Origin of the sequence: Paraburkholderia sp. JHI2823 (assembly GCF_038900695.1) — a bacterium.
Taxonomy (GTDB): Bacteria; Pseudomonadota; Gammaproteobacteria; order Burkholderiales; family Burkholderiaceae; genus Paraburkholderia; species Paraburkholderia mimosarum.
On the sequence record NZ_JAYMRY010000073.1, the window covers coordinates 1 to 14,933 of the forward strand.

13 protein-coding genes, 1 tRNA gene and 4 pseudogenes are annotated in these 14,933 nt (G+C 59.3%); 8 read left to right on the top strand and 10 right to left on the bottom strand.

The features are described 5' to 3' along the window. Window positions 1-186: 186 nt before the first annotated feature. Window positions 187-342 carry a hypothetical protein gene (locus VSR34_RS36215; protein ID WP_342964970.1) on the bottom strand — a complete coding sequence of 52 codons (156 nt, stop codon included), beginning with the start codon at window positions 340-342 and terminating at the stop codon, window positions 187-189. Between the two features lie 323 nt (window positions 343-665). Then, a complete protein-coding gene (gene phaP, locus VSR34_RS36220) occupies window positions 666-1,172 on the bottom strand; it encodes a TIGR01841 family phasin (protein ID WP_342964971.1) in 507 nt (168 codons plus the stop codon). Window positions 1,173-1,611: 439 nt separating this feature from the next. Here phaP and VSR34_RS36225 point away from each other — a divergent pair, with 439 nt between their 5' ends. After that, window positions 1,612-1,959, top strand: a complete 348-nt coding sequence (locus VSR34_RS36225; protein WP_154671504.1) for a hypothetical protein — start codon at window positions 1,612-1,614, stop codon at window positions 1,957-1,959. Window positions 1,960-2,381: 422 nt separating this feature from the next. Beyond that, window positions 2,382-4,412 carry an RNA polymerase sigma factor RpoD gene (gene rpoD, locus VSR34_RS36230; RefSeq protein WP_342964972.1) on the top strand — a complete coding sequence of 677 codons (2,031 nt, stop codon included), beginning with the start codon at window positions 2,382-2,384 and terminating at the stop codon, window positions 4,410-4,412. A gap of 102 nt (window positions 4,413-4,514) precedes the next feature. Here rpoD and VSR34_RS36235 read toward each other — a convergent pair whose 3' ends face one another. Together VSR34_RS36235 and VSR34_RS36240 are read right to left on the bottom strand one after the other, a co-directional pair. Beyond that, entirely contained in the window at window positions 4,515-4,718 is a 204-nt protein-coding gene (locus VSR34_RS36235; protein ID WP_028232943.1) for a cold-shock protein, read from the bottom strand. A 248-nt stretch (window positions 4,719-4,966) separates the two neighbouring features. Further along, a tRNA-Met gene (locus VSR34_RS36240) sits at window positions 4,967-5,043 on the bottom strand. Window positions 5,044-5,384: 341 nt separating this feature from the next. On the opposite strand from VSR34_RS36240, the gene VSR34_RS36245 reads away from it, so the two are divergent. Beyond that, the gene (locus tag VSR34_RS36245) at window positions 5,385-5,759 is read left to right on the top strand and encodes a glutaredoxin (RefSeq protein WP_342964973.1); all 375 of its coding nucleotides are present in this window, start codon (window positions 5,385-5,387) and stop codon (window positions 5,757-5,759) included. A 230-nt stretch (window positions 5,760-5,989) separates the two neighbouring features. Here VSR34_RS36245 and VSR34_RS36250 read toward each other — a convergent pair whose 3' ends face one another. Next, window positions 5,990-6,151 carry a hypothetical protein gene (locus tag VSR34_RS36250; protein ID WP_342964974.1) on the bottom strand — a complete coding sequence of 54 codons (162 nt, stop codon included), beginning with the start codon at window positions 6,149-6,151 and terminating at the stop codon, window positions 5,990-5,992. A gap of 69 nt (window positions 6,152-6,220) precedes the next feature. Here VSR34_RS36250 and VSR34_RS36255 point away from each other — a divergent pair. Beyond that, window positions 6,221-6,424 (top strand): annotated as a pseudogene (locus VSR34_RS36255) (PDDEXK nuclease domain-containing protein); the annotation flags it as partial. A gap of 1,315 nt (window positions 6,425-7,739) precedes the next feature. On the opposite strand, the gene VSR34_RS36260 reads toward VSR34_RS36255, so the two are convergent. Next, window positions 7,740-8,750 carry a hypothetical protein gene (locus tag VSR34_RS36260; RefSeq protein ID WP_342964975.1) on the bottom strand — a complete coding sequence of 337 codons (1,011 nt, stop codon included), beginning with the start codon at window positions 8,748-8,750 and terminating at the stop codon, window positions 7,740-7,742. 214 nt (window positions 8,751-8,964) lie between these two features. Between VSR34_RS36260 and VSR34_RS36265 the strand changes: the two genes are divergently transcribed. Further along, window positions 8,965-9,177 (top strand): hypothetical protein, encoded by a 213-nt coding sequence (locus tag VSR34_RS36265; protein ID WP_342964976.1) that lies wholly within the window; start codon window positions 8,965-8,967, stop codon window positions 9,175-9,177. Window positions 9,178-9,235: 58 nt separating this feature from the next. Here the strand turns inward: VSR34_RS36265 and VSR34_RS36270 are convergent, their stop codons facing one another. Next, a complete protein-coding gene (locus VSR34_RS36270; protein WP_342964977.1) occupies window positions 9,236-9,766 on the bottom strand; it encodes a hypothetical protein in 531 nt (176 codons plus the stop codon). A gap of 353 nt (window positions 9,767-10,119) precedes the next feature. Continuing rightward, entirely contained in the window at window positions 10,120-10,743 is a 624-nt protein-coding gene (locus VSR34_RS36275; protein ID WP_342964978.1) for a substrate binding domain-containing protein, read from the bottom strand. A gap of 65 nt (window positions 10,744-10,808) precedes the next feature. Here VSR34_RS36275 and VSR34_RS36280 point away from each other — a divergent pair, with 65 nt between their 5' ends. The 3 genes and pseudogenes from VSR34_RS36280 (at window position 10,809) to VSR34_RS36290 (ending at window position 13,938) form a co-directional block, all read left to right on the top strand. Then, window positions 10,809-12,554 (top strand): Mu transposase C-terminal domain-containing protein, encoded by a 1,746-nt coding sequence (locus VSR34_RS36280; RefSeq protein WP_342964979.1) that lies wholly within the window; start codon window positions 10,809-10,811, stop codon window positions 12,552-12,554. 8 nt (window positions 12,555-12,562) lie between these two features. Further along, window positions 12,563-13,430: pseudogene (locus tag VSR34_RS36285) on the top strand (TniB family NTP-binding protein). Continuing rightward, window positions 13,408-13,938, top strand: coding sequence for a TniQ family protein (locus VSR34_RS36290; RefSeq protein WP_342964980.1), 531 nt, complete (start codon window positions 13,408-13,410; stop codon window positions 13,936-13,938). The pseudogene VSR34_RS36285 and the gene VSR34_RS36290 overlap by 23 nt, the downstream one beginning before the upstream one ends. A gap of 58 nt (window positions 13,939-13,996) precedes the next feature. Here the strand turns inward: VSR34_RS36290 and VSR34_RS36295 are convergent. Further along, window positions 13,997-14,584 (bottom strand): annotated as a pseudogene (locus VSR34_RS36295) (IS110 family transposase); the annotation flags it as partial. A 53-nt stretch (window positions 14,585-14,637) separates the two neighbouring features. Beyond that, a pseudogene (locus VSR34_RS36300) lies at window positions 14,638-14,933 on the bottom strand (IS5/IS1182 family transposase); the annotation flags it as partial.

Here is a 14,933-nt window from a genome sequence, read left to right on the forward strand (position 1 = left end):
CCAACGTCCTGGAGCCCGAACTCGACCAGAACTGACAAGGAAATCTACAATCGACACCGCGCAACGCCCAACCCCGCCGAATCGGTCACGTTCCCGAAATCGGCGGTCACGTTCGCCGAAATCCGCAGTTAGGGAAGCGGGCGATGTCGGGAACCTTCACGTGCATCGTTATCGTCCAGCACCCGGTCAATGTCGGGACGGGGTCCAGCGGCACCATTCGTGATGATCCAAATTTCTGAGTAATTCGGCACGACGCCGTTCTCGGCGATAGTGTCCGGCCACGGCGATTGCCGCGATCACCAGCACGAACGTACCGACCACAATCCCCATCGATTCACCCATCGCAGTCTCCCTTGTTACGTTCGGCTGGCATCTCCTAGCCGATTCGTGCAACTGCATTCAGAAGGGCTTGGCCCTGTGGCGTAATGCTGGGTCGCCGGTGCCCTGATGCCAGCAGTTCAAAGATAACCAGTTGGTGTTTCATGAGAGTGTGAAGCTCCGCACGATCCGCATCGATCTGATCGGGTGCATTCTTGACCAACATCAACGTGGTGTATTCGTGCGGACTTAGCATGCGCGTCTCCTTGCCAAGCAGCGATCTCGTAGTTGTTGTCACGTGCTGAACCATACGTGCGGCGTCGTGACTACTGCGTAGTTCCAGCAGCTTACTGCTTCACTGCACGTGTGTTCTTCGCGGCTTTGATGACCTGTTCGGCGGCTTTGCGCACCGTCTCGCTAGGACTACTGGCGGTCGGGAACACCGGCTTCATCATGCTAGTCGTGATCTCCGTACCGGCTGGCACATTTCTCGCTGGCTCTTCTACAAGCGACCGGGCGGTGCTGGTGTAGTTTTCATATTGAATGCCAACAGCTTTCATCCAATCCGCATATGGCTTGAACAGGATTTCGGCTAACTGGTGACTGTAGGCGAGCGCCTGTTCTGCGGCTGACTGCATCAGACCGGTTCGCCGCGCGACAAATTCGTCTGGTGCATTGCATAACAACGCTTCGCACCAGTACGTCTCGCTGTTGGCAAGCGCCGACCGCACCGCCTGAGTGTTCAGTTCAATCAGTTTCTCGAAGCCTTCGAACGCGTGATTTGCCAAGGCGAACAGGGTGGCGGTGTTGGCCTTCTGTGCAGTAACCAGTTGTGCGGTGCCGAAAACTCTCATGTATGCACTCCCTTACTTACGTTCGATGAACGCCTGCCGGCGGTCCAGCGGCGACAGTACGATGCCCGACCCCGCATGACTAATCGATGTTTTGCTCATTTAGAGAAAACATTCTAACTTTTTAATTGCGCATCCAGCCTGCTTCTTTATAGGTAGATGCCCTAGTTATGCGCTGCTGAATCTTCCAAAGAAGTAACGCGCACGACATAGATGCGTTTCTTCTCGACAGCACTCGCGACGCACAGGAACACAGCATGAAGAGATTGCAGAGCTTGCAAGCTCAAACTGCCGGGCCGGTATGGGGGATTGGTTTTCGGGGTTTTTGTGACAGTCGCAGGGATCGGTTTTTGGTGGTACGCGGAGATTTTCCCGACACCGTCTGCAAAATCGTCCGTGGCGACGGCATCGCTGCTTGCAGGCAGACAATACGATGACGCTTATGGATGAAGAGACGAGAGCGGAACTGCTCACCTTCCTTGTAGTCGGGGAACTTGTTGCAATGGCCCGCAGTGGTCACTGGCTGCGTACGGACCACTTGATCGAATCGTCATGGATCTGGATGAGTTCGAATGGTGCGCGATGCGACTGGCTCACCCGCGCCAAGCTTGTCGCCGCCGCCGGGGAGCTGGCTCCGCAAGTCTACGACTGGCCTTTCCCGAAGGACGAATCGGCTCTTATGCAGCTTTTCAATCTGCAGTCCGGCTGGTTCCTGGACTACCGGACAGAGATTGTGCGAAGGCTGCACGCCTTCTGCTCGCAATATCTCGAACAGCACGGCGGAGGTTAGCCGGTGCGTCGCCACAGGCGCAAGCATGAGCGACCGGAGATCTCGCGCAGTCTACGAGAAGTCGGGTTGAAGCGAAGCTCCCGGCACAGATGCGGTTGAGTGAGGAGGCAAATCAGACAGTTACGTGCTGGCTCGTGCACTGCCTCGGTTTGCAGGGCGGGGTGCGCCGCCGCGGCGCGGCTGCCGAACTGGGCGGGGCGCGGCGCTCGGGCTCGCGAGGTCGTCCGGTCCCCATTTCCCCCTGTCCCGCCACCCAGCAACGCCGTATCCGCAGCATGTTGCATCGCACAATGCATTCTGGTATTGTTTAGGATTCCCCAATCTGCGCGCACCGGATCACGCCGGAGGCATTCCCGCCTCGATTGTCCGTGCGTCATCCACGATTCCGTTCGTACCCCGACAGATCACGTTGATCTGCCGTCATGTCTGCAACGATCGTCGGCCATCCTCTCGAGGAGAATGTAGTGGCAAATCGCGTTCGTGACGATTCCGCATCCCGCGTGATCGCGGCTGCGTCAAAGACCGGCCGCCGCGCACCAAAGGGAAAGCCCCGGGCGGTAGCGACACCGCTGGACATTGAGTCGATGGCGCGACAGGACGAGGAGCGTCAACGCCAGATGCGCGCGCTGATCGCGCTTGGCCGTGAGCGGGGCTATCTGACGCACGTGGACATCGACGATCACCTCTCCGACAACGTTACGCAAACGGCGGCGATGGAGACGATCGTCAGCACGTTCAGCGACATGGGGGTGGCGGTGTACGAGCAGGCGCCGGACGCGGCGACGCTCCTGTTAAGCGGCGCCGCGCCCGCCGTGGCATCCGACGATCAGGCGGACGAGGAGGCACAAGCGGCACTGTCGACCGTCGATTCCGAATTCGGCCGCACGACTGATCCAGTCCGGATGTACATGCGTGAAATGGGCGCCCGGGAACTGCTGACCCGCGCCGCCGAAATCGAGATCGCAAAACGCATCGAGGACGGCCTGCAGGAGATGATTCAGGCGATCGCCACGTGTCCGTCGGTTGTGGCGATCATTCTTGCCGATGTGGAGCGCATCGTTGCTGGCGAACTGCGTATCGACGAACTGGTCGATGGCATCAGCGACGCGGTGAGCGAAAGCGCAATAGCGCCGGACTCCGAAGAAAATGAAGTGGAGGCCTCCACCTGCGACGATGACCCGGACGGTGACGAGGTCGAGCCGGACACCCGGGATGCGGAGGCAGCGAATGCAGCCCGCCTCGAGCAACTCACGATCGACAGTCTTGCGGTTTTTGCACGTGTGCGGGCACTGTTTGAGCAGTTGCCGGATGTGCGTGCTACGGGCGAGGCACATTCCGCGACCGTTGCGCGCGCGTGCCCGGCGATCCAGCGTGAACTGGCGCGGATTCGCTTTACGGCCAGGACAATTGATCGCCTGTGTGCCGGTGTGCACGAACAGATGACGGAGGTTCGGGCGATTGAGCGCAGTATTCTGCAAATCGCCGTCGAGCGTTGCGGGGTGCCCCGTGAGTCGTTTGTGGAGTCGTTCCCGGGCAACGAAACCGACCTTGAATGGACCCGCCGCATGGCGGCGACTTCGCGACAGTTTGGCGCGGCGCTCGAGCGACATCGGCCGGCTATTCAGGCCGGGCAGCAGAAACTCGCCGACATCGAGACCAGCGTCTCGCTGCCACTGCAGCAGTTCAGGGAGATCAACCGCAGGATGAGCGGGGCGGAGTTGAAAATGCGGCAGGCCAAGCGGGAGATGACCGAAGCGAATCTCCGTCTGGTCATCTCCATTGCCAAGAAATACGTGAACCGCGGCATGCCGTTCCTCGATCTGATCCAGGAAGGCAATATCGGCCTGATGAAGGCGGTGGACAAGTTTGAATACCGGCGCGGCTGGAAGTTTTCGACGTACGCCACCTGGTGGGTCAGGCAGGCTGTCACGCGTGCGCTGGCCGATCAGGCCCGGACCATTCGTGTGCCCGTGCACATGATCGAGACGATCAACAAGCTGAACCGCATCTCGCGCGAGATCCTGCAGCAGACGGACATGGAAGCGCATCCGGCCGTTCTCGCCGAACGGATGGAGATGTCCGAGGAGAAAGTGCGCGGTATCCTCAGGATCGCGAAGCAACCGGTGTCGCTGGAGACGCCGGTGGGCGACGATGCCGACGCGACGCTCGGCGACATGATCGAGGATCTCTCCGCCAGTTCGCCGGCTGAGGCCGCGATTCACGCGAACATGCGTGCCGAAATCAATGAGGCGCTCAACGGACTGTCGCCACGGGAGGCCAAGGTCCTGAGGATGCGATTCGGGCTCGATTCAACCTCTGAACAGACGTTGGGAGAGGTCGGCGAGCAGTTTGGCGTTACCCGTGAACGAATCCGCCAGATCGAGATCAAGGCGATGCACGCGCTGAGGGATCCCAGTCGTGCTGGCAGGTTGCGGCCGTTCCTCGAGCTCTGAGCCAAGGCGGAGGGCGCGCCCCCCGTCGATGCCCGGCTCCAGACCGGCAGTAATCCTGCATCGGTCTGATCGCTGGGTGGCCGCGTTCGCGGCCCGGAAAACTTACAGCGGCTTGATGTTCGCTGCCTGTTTCCCCTTGGGGCCCTGCTTGACTTCAAAACTCACCTTCTGGCCTTCCTGCAGGGATTTGAAACCCGCACCCTGAACCTCGGAGAAGTGCGCGAAAAGGTCTTCGCCACCATCGTCCGGCGTGATGAATCCAAAACCCTTCGAATCGTTAAACCACTTGACGGTACCAGTTGCCATGTTCTGAATATTCCCGGGAAGAGGGGTTGTAGAGGATGCCACGGGCCTGGGCCAGACGTGTAGAACACGGGAGCGACCGCAGGGCCGGGGTCGTCAGAGGCCCGAAAAGCACAAAGCCCGCTCGGCGGGGGGCTTTCGCTGGTGAGAAGCTACCGGATTCGCGCCGGGATTGCCCACAAGGTGCTCGGGGTTGGGAAAAATGCTTGCATCAAGCAACGTGTGAAATCGCGGAAAGCGTTACCGGGCTCTGGTTGCGGGGGCAGGATTTGAACCTGCGACCTTCGGGTTATGAGCCCGACGAGCTGCCAGACTGCTCCACCCCGCGGCGCGCAGTCTACGCGCACGACCGCGGCGCGTCAAACGAATCCAGCTGGGCGATTAAGTTGTCTGAATGAACGGGGCCATCTTTTGCTGCCAGGGCAACGACAAACTAAGTTGACCGGCGTGTTGCCCACATGCCTGTTACGCGCCAACACGCGACAGGAAGTCCGACCTCCAGGCCGTTAGCTGTTGCTTCATGGCCGCTTCATGGCCGCTCCCGACCACCGGGGCCGTGCCCGACGGGCGCGTCAGCTGCATCGTGATCGCCCCTGGTTAGGCCGGCAGCAGTCGGATCCCGGAAAGCGTAGACTTCCCGACTTCCATTCGCCGTTCAAGGTAGTGTCCATGTTGATGAAAGCCCTGCGTCTCGGTCTCGGCCAGTTAATTTTGCTCAGCGACGCCGTCAGTCGCCCACGCCCGCAGCGCCGTGGGGCGCAAAGTCAGGCGGTTGTAGAAAAAGAAGCGGCGTGCCTATCGCTGTATCAGTTCCATGCGTGCCCCTTCTGCGTCAAGACCCGGCGCGCCCTGCATCGTCTGAATGTGCCGATGACGCTGCACGACGCCAAAAACGATCCCATCGCACGGGATCGTTTGCTGGCTGGCGGTGGCAAGATCAAAGTGCCTTGCCTGCATATTCAGGAAGAGGGCCAGTCGCGCTGGTTGTACGAGTCCAGCGCCATCATCGCCTGGCTGGAGCATCGCTTCGCCGGGATCGCGTGATCCTTCTCGCGCGGGCATGAGGCGGGTCAGCGACCGGAACCGGTCGCACGCTGCCAGCCCTGGGCGCCGTCCACTCGAAACACTACGTTCCCTGCACGCGTAGGGGAGAGCGTGGTTGGGGAGGAAGATTTTGCACGCTCTCTTCTACGTCAGACGAGACGTCTGGATCGGCAATTAGACTGGACACCGAATGATTGGCGACTAACGGTCATCACCGGTGCCTCTCGGCCTCAGCGGGTCAGCCCGGCAGCCACCCGCAGCGGCACGCGCATGGCTGATGCACACCAGCCATGCGCTGAACCATACGAAAGAGCACGGTTGTTTCGCACGCCGTACAGCGAGATCGCCCGCGTTTGTGCCGTGGCGTCTGCAATCGTCTGTTCGAGCTGCATCAACCACACCCTGGCGCGAGCGCACCTCGATTCAAGTCGCCCCGGAGGGGAATGCATATTACCCAATCGGATGCGACGTGGTCACGGATGTCATCGATAAACAAGCGGTATCGGGTTTCCATTTTTATCGATCCTGGGAGGGTCGGCCGCTTCAGCTATGCGGACGCTGGACAGATGCACCTGTACCTCAACTACGCGCGGGAGCACTGGATGAAGCCGGGTGAAAACCCGCCCGTCGGGCTGATCCTGTGCGCCGAGAAGGGGGCGGCGGAAGGACGCGGAGGAACATGCCGCGACGCAGTTGCATTAAACATCAGCGCGGAAAACGGGACAGGCGATGCGATTTATTCCAACGGTTTATTCGGCAACTGGCGGCTCACCGCCCCGTACTGATGCACGTGTGAAAGCCGACTTCATCGCTTAGCACGTGAAGCACGGTTGCCCTGAAGTAGATGCAACGGCACAGTACGAAATGTGGGTCGTGCACGCCATCGACAGCAATCCTGCACTCGACACGAATTCGCACCGACAGTTGGCAGATCAAGCGATTCAGAAGACCCGTAACTCGACACGGGCGCCGGACTAGGAAAACAGCGAAGAGACGATGCTGGAGCCCAGTCAGGAGGGCAGTGGAGCGCCGGGGAAACTGCGTCCGCGTTGCCAGCCGGGTCAGCAGCCCATGCTGCGCCCATCGCCGACAGCAGGCCGAGGTTTGAGATTGCCGCTATTCATGACAGAATGCCTCGCTTAACCTCGATCGTCTGGGACATTTTGTCCATCTCGCAATGAAACCCGCTGACCTTTCATACGCATTGGCGCGCCTCGGTTGGACGCAGGTGACGTTCGCTGAATATTCGGGCTACGACCGCCGGACCATCGGTCGATGGACCCGCGGTGAATCGGCAATCCCGCTGCTCGTTGAAAGACACCTCGATCTGCTGCTCGCCATTCGTGACCGCCTGCCCTGAAGATGCACGTTCAGTCAGGCGTACGGCAGGATGCGTTAAGCAGGGCTCTCCTCGCCATCTGAACTTCGGCGTCTTCGTACGCTGAGGCGACGCACATGGTGGCTTGGCGTACTAGCGTGCCGCTAACCTAACTGTGACAGTTGATCTGTAGTGTCAAAAGTAGTCAGACTACATGAGCGACTGCTGTTCGGCCTACATTGGCAGCTCGCTCGCCGACGGATGCGGTAGCTGGAAAGCAGATCCAACCAGCCGTTCCCGACTCCGCTGGCTTCATGCCCCAAGAAGTACAATTTTCGTCCGCCGGTCCGCCTTGCAAGCTGGGCATTGGCCTCCTAAGCCGAGGTCGGGGGTTCTTATGGTACGCTTTGCCAGTTGCTGTGGATGCTTTGTTTTACGACCGCCCTTAGCCCAGTTGGATAGAGCAACGGCCTCCTAAGCCGAGGGTCGGGGGTTCGAGCCCCTCCTGTCGCGCCACTTCCAAGGCTTCGCAGCTCTGCGGGGTTACGCCGGGGTTACACAAAACCCGCGCCAGAAAAACAAAGCCCCGCATAGGCGGTCCGCATAGGCGGGGCTTTTTCGTTACCAGAGTACGTCAGTCTTGGTGGAGCAGCTTCGTCAAATCAGGAATAGGGGTTCCTGGGCGATTTTGTGGCGGAGAATTCGTCTGCGATCGCGCGAAGCTGCTGAGCTTGCTCGCCGTCTGCGCCGTTTTCAGACTGGCTTGCGCCATCGCTTCCCGAACCGGGCGTGGGGTCTGATATGTGCGCATCGGTCTCTCCTTCAGATTTGTCTTGTGATTGCGGCTGGGCCATTGGGTAAAGCCGCACGTTAGGCGGGTCGTCTTCAAAATTCGGCTTGCAGGCATCGTGTAAGGCTTGAGCGACCTGGGCATAGATACCAGTCGGTCTTTCTACCCGCACGAATATGCTTGATGCTTCCTTGCGATCAATCACAAAACCGTGCGATGGGTAACCGACGATTAGCTTTTCCAAGCCATCTGCACGTAGGTTGCTGCTTTTCGTATCGAGCCGGCTGCCGTATGCAAACGCAATGTCAGTTGCGCGTTGCATCTCCGCGAGTCTCATTGGGTCGATCTGCCCAAAAATCGGCGAGAAGAGGCCAGTCGTCAGCTTTGTCGAAATGTCAGCAGCCACTCGTGTTGATAGCGCAGCCTTCGTGGTTAGCTCAATCAGATATGACCGGAACGCGTTCATCGCCTGATTTTGAAGGTAGTTGACCGACTGGAAGATGTCCAGGCCAGAGTTCCGGCCAACTATTTCGTCATGTTTCTTAACCTGCACGTCAAGCGGGCCCAGCTCACTCTGATCGCCTAGCCAGAGTTTGGACGCCCCGATGCAAATCAGGGTGCCGGCGCTCTTGCAAAGCCATGGAATCAACGCATCGAAAGATTCGTAATCGTGCTGCAGCGCTCGTGCGATGCGGAAACCAGCGTGCGGATCGCCACCAGGCGTGCTCAAAACGAACAGCAACTTCGACGATTTCTTCTTCGTTAGCTCGGCGCAAACCAGATCGTAACCCGCACGACTTATCTGTCCGGCATAAACCATAATGTCCGGCACCACTTCGGCCGGAGCAGGCGACGCTGTTGCCGCTTCCGTTATCCCGTCCACGTGCAAAGTCCCCGTTCGTTCACTGCGTTATCGGCGCCAGCCTTGCGGACTTTAGCGGTTGCGAGTCTGGCAGAACATTGATTGATTAGATGTTACCGTAGCGAAAATCTATTCGTATCCGCGAAAACGAGCAGCCGTTGACAGTTGTTCGTCGATTGATGTCGGCGTCGCGGTACCCACCCTGAACCAAACTACCAACATCCGGCGACCAAGTATGCCCAACGACCAGATCCGCGTTTCTTTCAAGTGCAATAAATGTGGCACGCAGCTATCGTGGCCTGACGCCGCCGCTGACACACTCGAGATTTCATGTGCCGAATGCGGGGTATCCGCAGGCACCTACGGCGAGCTCAGGAAGGTTGCTGTGGAGCAAGCGAAGAATCACATCGAAAAGATGTTTGGCGATGCATTCAAAAAGCTGCGCTGACGTAACTCCCACTCATCCGAGCACGTGTCCGCCGGGCTCGTGGCTTGCGTGCGCGTCGTTATTCTGAATCCCAGCCCTCGGACGCCAGGCCATCGATGAAGCCTGTATAGAACGCCAGGGCGAATTCAGCCAGTTCAACCAGCGTTACGGCTGTGATGTCCTGTCCGAGGTGCGCCGTCGGCACGTCGTACGTTTTGCCCCTGCTGGTGACCGGACATGCGCGCAGCTCCGCACCGACTATTTTCTGCTTAAAGCCCGGGGGTGGCGGGAGGTCCATCGTCACGCCATTGATGGTGATCTTCGGATTCCGCGCCCAGACACGGCCATCCGCAGAGATGTTCACGAAGCCCGGCGGTAGCGTTGTGGTTGTGTCGACATGCGAGTGCTCGTCGACGTCCCGCAGATGCGCGAGGTAACTGATGAGCGCGTCGTCCTTTCTGGCCGCCTTGTACCGTTTAACGTGCTTGGCGTTATAGAACCGCGGATCTCCCTTTAACGCCGACTCTGTCTTGTTCCATACGCGTGTTGTGTGACCTGCAAAGGCTTTCCTCTGAGCGTCGAACTCCGCCAGATCCGTCGAGGATTTCATGTTTTCGAGTGCGTGGGCCGCAAGCGCAAGTTCTTTTCGTGCAGCGATGAGCTTTGTTCCAGGCATAGAGGGTTGGTTAGTGGAGGCATTGTGGACAAAGTGCGCCACCGATCATATGATAAGAAAACTTATCTTGATAGACCGATTGTGTGTCGATTTCTGGAGAAAACTTCGTCGCTCGCACAAGCGGGTAAGGACGCGCCGGTGACGGCGTGTCCTTACCCGCTTGAAGTGCAAACCGGCCGTTGCGCTTTACGCGGTGGGCCTCAGAGTTAAATTTTGCATCGCACCGCAGTGTTAACAACTTTAGTTGTGCAAGCGTCCACCGCCATCCTTCGGGCGCCGTGGCTTTGTCAAGAAAATTGCGAAAAGGCGCACGGGCTATCCTGCTGTTGGTCGACTGCGAGGTCATCTGCGTCACTGCGCGAAACTGCGTCAGCATGCAAGCACGTGGAGGACAACATGTCGGCATCATCGAGCGCTCGTGGAATGAAGTCGCGCAGAAAGTCTACCCAGCTTCTGATTTTTGCATCCAGATACTCCCGGGATACGTAAAGGACGCGGATCTGCGTTTCATTCATGCGATGTGTCGTCAGTACACGCCGCAGCGTACCGTTGCGCAGCCACGGCATTGCAGTCCACAGGGGCAGTGCGCCGATGCCTCGCCCCTCGCGCACTGCGAGAGCCATTGCTTCCGCGACGTTGACCTGGAAGGGCGAAGGAGGAAGTTCGAAGGTTTCCGTCCCGTGAGGTCCATCCAAATTCCATCGGCTTTGCGGAAACACCGGGCTGCTGGTGCGCATGCAGGTGTGGTTAGCAAGGTCAGCCACCGTTGAAGGGACACCGTGCCGGGAAAGATACGAAGGCGACGCGCACAAAATGTTATAGGTCTTCGCGACCGGGACAGATACGAGACCGGAGTCCGGCAGTTCAATCGCGCTCAGTTGATGTTGTTGCTCGCAGTTTTTGCTAGCCATGACCACGGATTTTGCTAGCAGCGGAAAGGCCTGAACTTGGCGCCGGATAAGCGATTCAGCGCGATTTGAACGATTACGGCTTCGTTGCATTCCCGCAACAGTTCAAGCGGGCGACGCCCGTTAATTTTGCTAGCGCACCTGCGATGTCCTTTAATTCCGCTAGCGCGATCAGGAGCGCGGGCGAGGGCACCATGGCATCCTCTGACGAGATAGACAGCCGTGCCAAGAAGGTGGCGGCCGTGTTACGACCGCTTGGGCGGGGGCCGCTGACGCGAGTTCAGGCGAAGCGTGCCGGACAGTTGCTTGACGTCCATTGGACAACTGTCTATCGGCTGCGGCAGCGATTTTTGGCGAACCCTGTGACGAGTGCTCTCGATCCGCAGCACCGTGGTCCGACGCCGGGCGGTCGCCGTTTAAGTCCGGCCGCCGACAACATAATCGAAGAAGTCGTGCAAAGTTGGCTACCGGCGCAGCGTCAATTAGCGCATCCTGCAACCGATCTTGTACTTGAGATTCGACGTCGATGCGTTGCCGCGGCGGTGGAGCCGCCCAGCCGGTCAACTGTGGCCCGGCGATGGTCAGAGCATCGCGAGCAGGACGCGCTGAGGCGTGCTGCACTTCCTGAGTCGCAGATCGCACCTGGAACTTTTCGGGCTCAGCATCCCCTGGACATTGTGCAGGTCGACCATACACAAGCGGATGTGCTGTTGGTCAGCGCGATGGACAGGAAGGTGATCGGCCGCCCGTGGCTTTCGGTTGCGTTGGACGTTGCCACGAGATGCGTACTTGGTTTTTACGTCGGCATGGAAAGACCGGGGGCGGCTACGGTTGGGTTGCTTCTTACAAGGGCATTGTCCAAGACCCCATGGCTTGCAAAGATCAGGGCCGAGGCAGAGTGGCCAATGCGCGGTATTCCCCGCGTTTTGCACCTCGACAATGCTGCCGAGTTCAAGAGCCGGGCGCTTCGAAGTGGCTGTCGCGAGTACGGTATCGATTTAATGTATCGTCCGGTCGGACGGCCGCACTTCGGCGGTCATATCGAACGTTTCAACAGGACGATAATGGAGCGCGTTCGCGGTTTGCCCGGCGCGACCGGCTCCTCTACGAAAGGACGCAAGGTACGGCAGGCAGAGAAGGGTGCAGCGCTAACTCTCGGGGAATTCGAGCGATGGCTCGCGATCGAGATCGGAAGACGATATCACCAGAGTCCTCATCGTGGGCTTCTGGGCGCGACGCCATCGGATACCTGGCGAGCGCTCTCGTATTCGGCCGATACGCAACAGTTGCCGGCGGCAGCCGACGCAGAGTTGCGGTTCCTGATATGGTTCCTGCCTGTCGCACGAAGGACAATACAGGCGGACGGCCTCACGATCTTCCGTATTCGTTACTGGCATCCGTTGTTCGCCGCCTGGCGAGAAACGCGACGTTCGGTGAGCGTACGGTACCATCCCGAAGACCTTTCCCGCATCTTTGTGAGTGGCGGAGGCAAGGATTATTTTGAGGTTCGTTATGCTGACCTGCGACGCCCGTCTATCTCGCTATTCGAACAACGAACCGCGCTGAAAACCATTCGGGCGCAAGGCCAACGTTCGATCTCCGAGACCATGATTTTTCGCGCGGTAGAGGATCAGCGTCGCGTAATTGCCGACGCCACCCGCGGGACACGGGCACATCGACGTCTGCGCCAGCGGCGCTTGCCGGCGATCGAGGCATTTAACGATCTTTCTCTCAGACAGCAGGATTCTGAACACGAGAAAGGCCAGGTCAATTACGACTCTCCGGTGAAAGCCTATGACGTCGAGCAATGGTGAGGTGCAACATGAAGCAGGACGTGTTGTCACATTTACTCCCAACCGCGAGAGAGCAGGCCCGATTGGGAAACGAGGAACGAATACGCAGCCTTCTTCGCGACCGATGGATCGACTATCCTCGCGCCACCGAAGCGCTGCAGCTCCTGGAGCGTCTTCACGAGACGCCGCGCCGCGACCGCATGCCATGCCTGCTCATCCACGGCGACTCAAACATCGGCAAAACGAAGATCACTGCAAAATTCAAGCGTGCGCACCCCAGCGAGTTCGATGAACGGAGCGGGATCGAGCGATGTTCAGTCCTCACCATGCAGATGCCTCCGACACCTGATCAGCACAGGTCTTACTCGGGCCTGCTGTTCGAACTCGGCGCTCCCCACAATCCCGCAGCGGGTCTTGCTTCGCTGGAGAGACTCACTCGTGACATTTTGCCGCGTGGCGCCCAGGGTACTGATTGTCGATGAGGTACATCATCTGCTCGCCGGTACGTATAGAGAGCAGCGCGCATCGCTGAATCTGCTCAAATATCTCGCGAATGACCTGCAGATCAGCATGGTTCTCGTCGGCACTCGCGACGCGGTGCTGGCGCTCCAGACAGATGCTCAGATGTATAGTCGCTACCGACCGTTTGAAATTCCACGTTGGAGGGAAGGCGACAGCCTCAGGCGTCTTCTGGCGGCGTTTGAGCGTGTACTGCCGCTGCGCAAGCCATCTGATCTAACGCGACGCGAAATCGTCCAGTTCGTGCTGGCCGCGAGCGGCGGGCTGACGGGGGAAATATCGACGCTTCTGAACGACGCGGCAGAATTTTCGATTCGCAGCGGCGACGAGTTCATCGGTAGGTCACATCTCGAACATGTCGCGCGAGACACTGCCTGATGCTGTTCTTCCGTGGCCGGTCGCGCCGAGACCGTTTTTTGAAGAGGCGTTTGGTGGCTGGCTGGGCCGCGTTGCAGCCCGATATCAGATAAGCGTTCGAATGCTCTGGGAGAGGAGCGTTCCGACCGCGTTGCCGACGCTTGGCACCGCAGGGTGGATACTGTTCCCGAGACTCGACGAGTCTACACTTGAACGGCTCTCGACGCTGGCTCGTCTAAACGATGGCCGCCTGAAGGCGATCGAGACTCCGGTAGGTTGGATGACGAACCGTCAACGCCTCCCATACTGTTTCCGCTGCCTTGTACTCAACGATGCCGACGTGTGCGCTCCGCGTTGGAAGAGAGAATGGCTTGACCCGACAGCGGACTATTGCAGGATACATCACGCGTCGCTTGAGACGTTGCCGGCATCCGTTTTACGCAATGCCGCAAACTTCGCGGCTGCTCTTCGGGCGATAAATCGCTATCGCGAGGATTGCCATTTTCGCTACCCCGGCAAGGTGCGCTAGCCGAATTAGCGGACAGATTAGCGCTGCTGTGGACGCCGCTAGCGGAAATTGCGAGCGACAACATCGCCCACGCCATCCTCGCGTTCTTCGCGGCAATCGCGACGGCAGCACGCCAATATCCGCGGCGCTCAACAAGGGTTCGCACCCACCGGCTGATGCGGTCCTGCTTCTCACCGAGACTCGCGATAACTGCGCGCGCACCGTTCACCAGCAGATAGCGAATGTAAGCGTCGCCCGCCTTGGTGATGCCGCCAAGCCGCGCTTTGCCGCCACTGCTGTATTGACCCGGCGTGAGTCCGAGCCAGGCTGCAACCTGGCGGCCATTCCTGAAATCACGCCCGGCACCGATGCTTGCGAGCAGTGCGCTCGCGGTGGTCGGACCAATGCCGCGTAGTTGCATGAGTCGCTTGCTGCGATCGTCGTTGCGTGCGATTTCGCCGATCGCGCGGTCGTATTCCACGAGCCGGTCCTCAACGTTGCCGGCGTGCTCGAGCAAATCGCTGATGCAACGTCGTGCCCAGCCCGGCAACGCATCCAGATGGGGCGTGATCTCTCGTCGCAAGCGCTCCGGGCTCTGCGGCAGTACGACGCCGAATTCGGCAAGCAGCCCGCGCATCCGGTTGTAGATCGCAGTCCGCTCTTCGAGGCGTTGTTGCGTAAATCAGGCGTAGCGACAACATGACCTCTGTGCTTTCAATCTCAGGCGATACGGACGGACTGCGGGCGAGCGAGGGCTACCATGCGGTTGAGCACGCCCACACGAATCGACACCTCGGTTGCCTGCGAGCCGGTCTGCCGCGCCCACAGGCAGGGACCCGTGAGCACCTTGAGTCGGTACATCAAGGTCTCGGCCAGCGAGCGCCGGTGGTAGCCGGTTGCCTGCTTCCATTCGCGCCTGCTGCTGCGCTCGATCGCATCGATAGCAGCATTGCGCCAAGCGGCACCGGGCGTGCTGACAGGCCACGGCTTCGCTCCCTCACGCGGCGGAATCGATG

What these genes read in the sequence shown, in the direction of transcription:
- VSR34_RS36235 (WP_028232943.1), bottom strand. Translation starts at nt 4,718, where the DNA reads ATGGCAACTGGTACCGTCAAGTGGTTTAACGATTCGAAGGGTTTTGGA.
- phaP (WP_342964971.1), bottom strand. Translation starts at nt 1,172, where the DNA reads ATGAGAGTTTTCGGCACCGCACAACTGGTTACTGCACAGAAGGCCAAC.
- VSR34_RS36265 (WP_342964976.1), top strand. Translation starts at nt 8,965, where the DNA reads ATGCCCAACGACCAGATCCGCGTTTCTTTCAAGTGCAATAAATGTGGC.
- VSR34_RS36215 (WP_342964970.1), bottom strand. Translation starts at nt 342, where the DNA reads ATGGGTGAATCGATGGGGATTGTGGTCGGTACGTTCGTGCTGGTGATC.
- VSR34_RS36225 (WP_154671504.1), top strand. Translation starts at nt 1,612, where the DNA reads ATGGATGAAGAGACGAGAGCGGAACTGCTCACCTTCCTTGTAGTCGGG.
- rpoD (WP_342964972.1), top strand. Translation starts at nt 2,382, where the DNA reads ATGTCTGCAACGATCGTCGGCCATCCTCTCGAGGAGAATGTAGTGGCA.
- VSR34_RS36270 (WP_342964977.1), bottom strand. Translation starts at nt 9,766, where the DNA reads ATGAAATCCTCGACGGATCTGGCGGAGTTCGACGCTCAGAGGAAAGCC.
- VSR34_RS36250 (WP_342964974.1), bottom strand. Translation starts at nt 6,151, where the DNA reads ATGCAGCTCGAACAGACGATTGCAGACGCCACGGCACAAACGCGGGCG.
- VSR34_RS36275 (WP_342964978.1), bottom strand. Translation starts at nt 10,743, where the DNA reads ATGGCTAGCAAAAACTGCGAGCAACAACATCAACTGAGCGCGATTGAA.
- VSR34_RS36290 (WP_342964980.1), top strand. Translation starts at nt 13,408, where the DNA reads ATGTCGCGCGAGACACTGCCTGATGCTGTTCTTCCGTGGCCGGTCGCG.
- VSR34_RS36245 (WP_342964973.1), top strand. Translation starts at nt 5,385, where the DNA reads ATGTTGATGAAAGCCCTGCGTCTCGGTCTCGGCCAGTTAATTTTGCTC.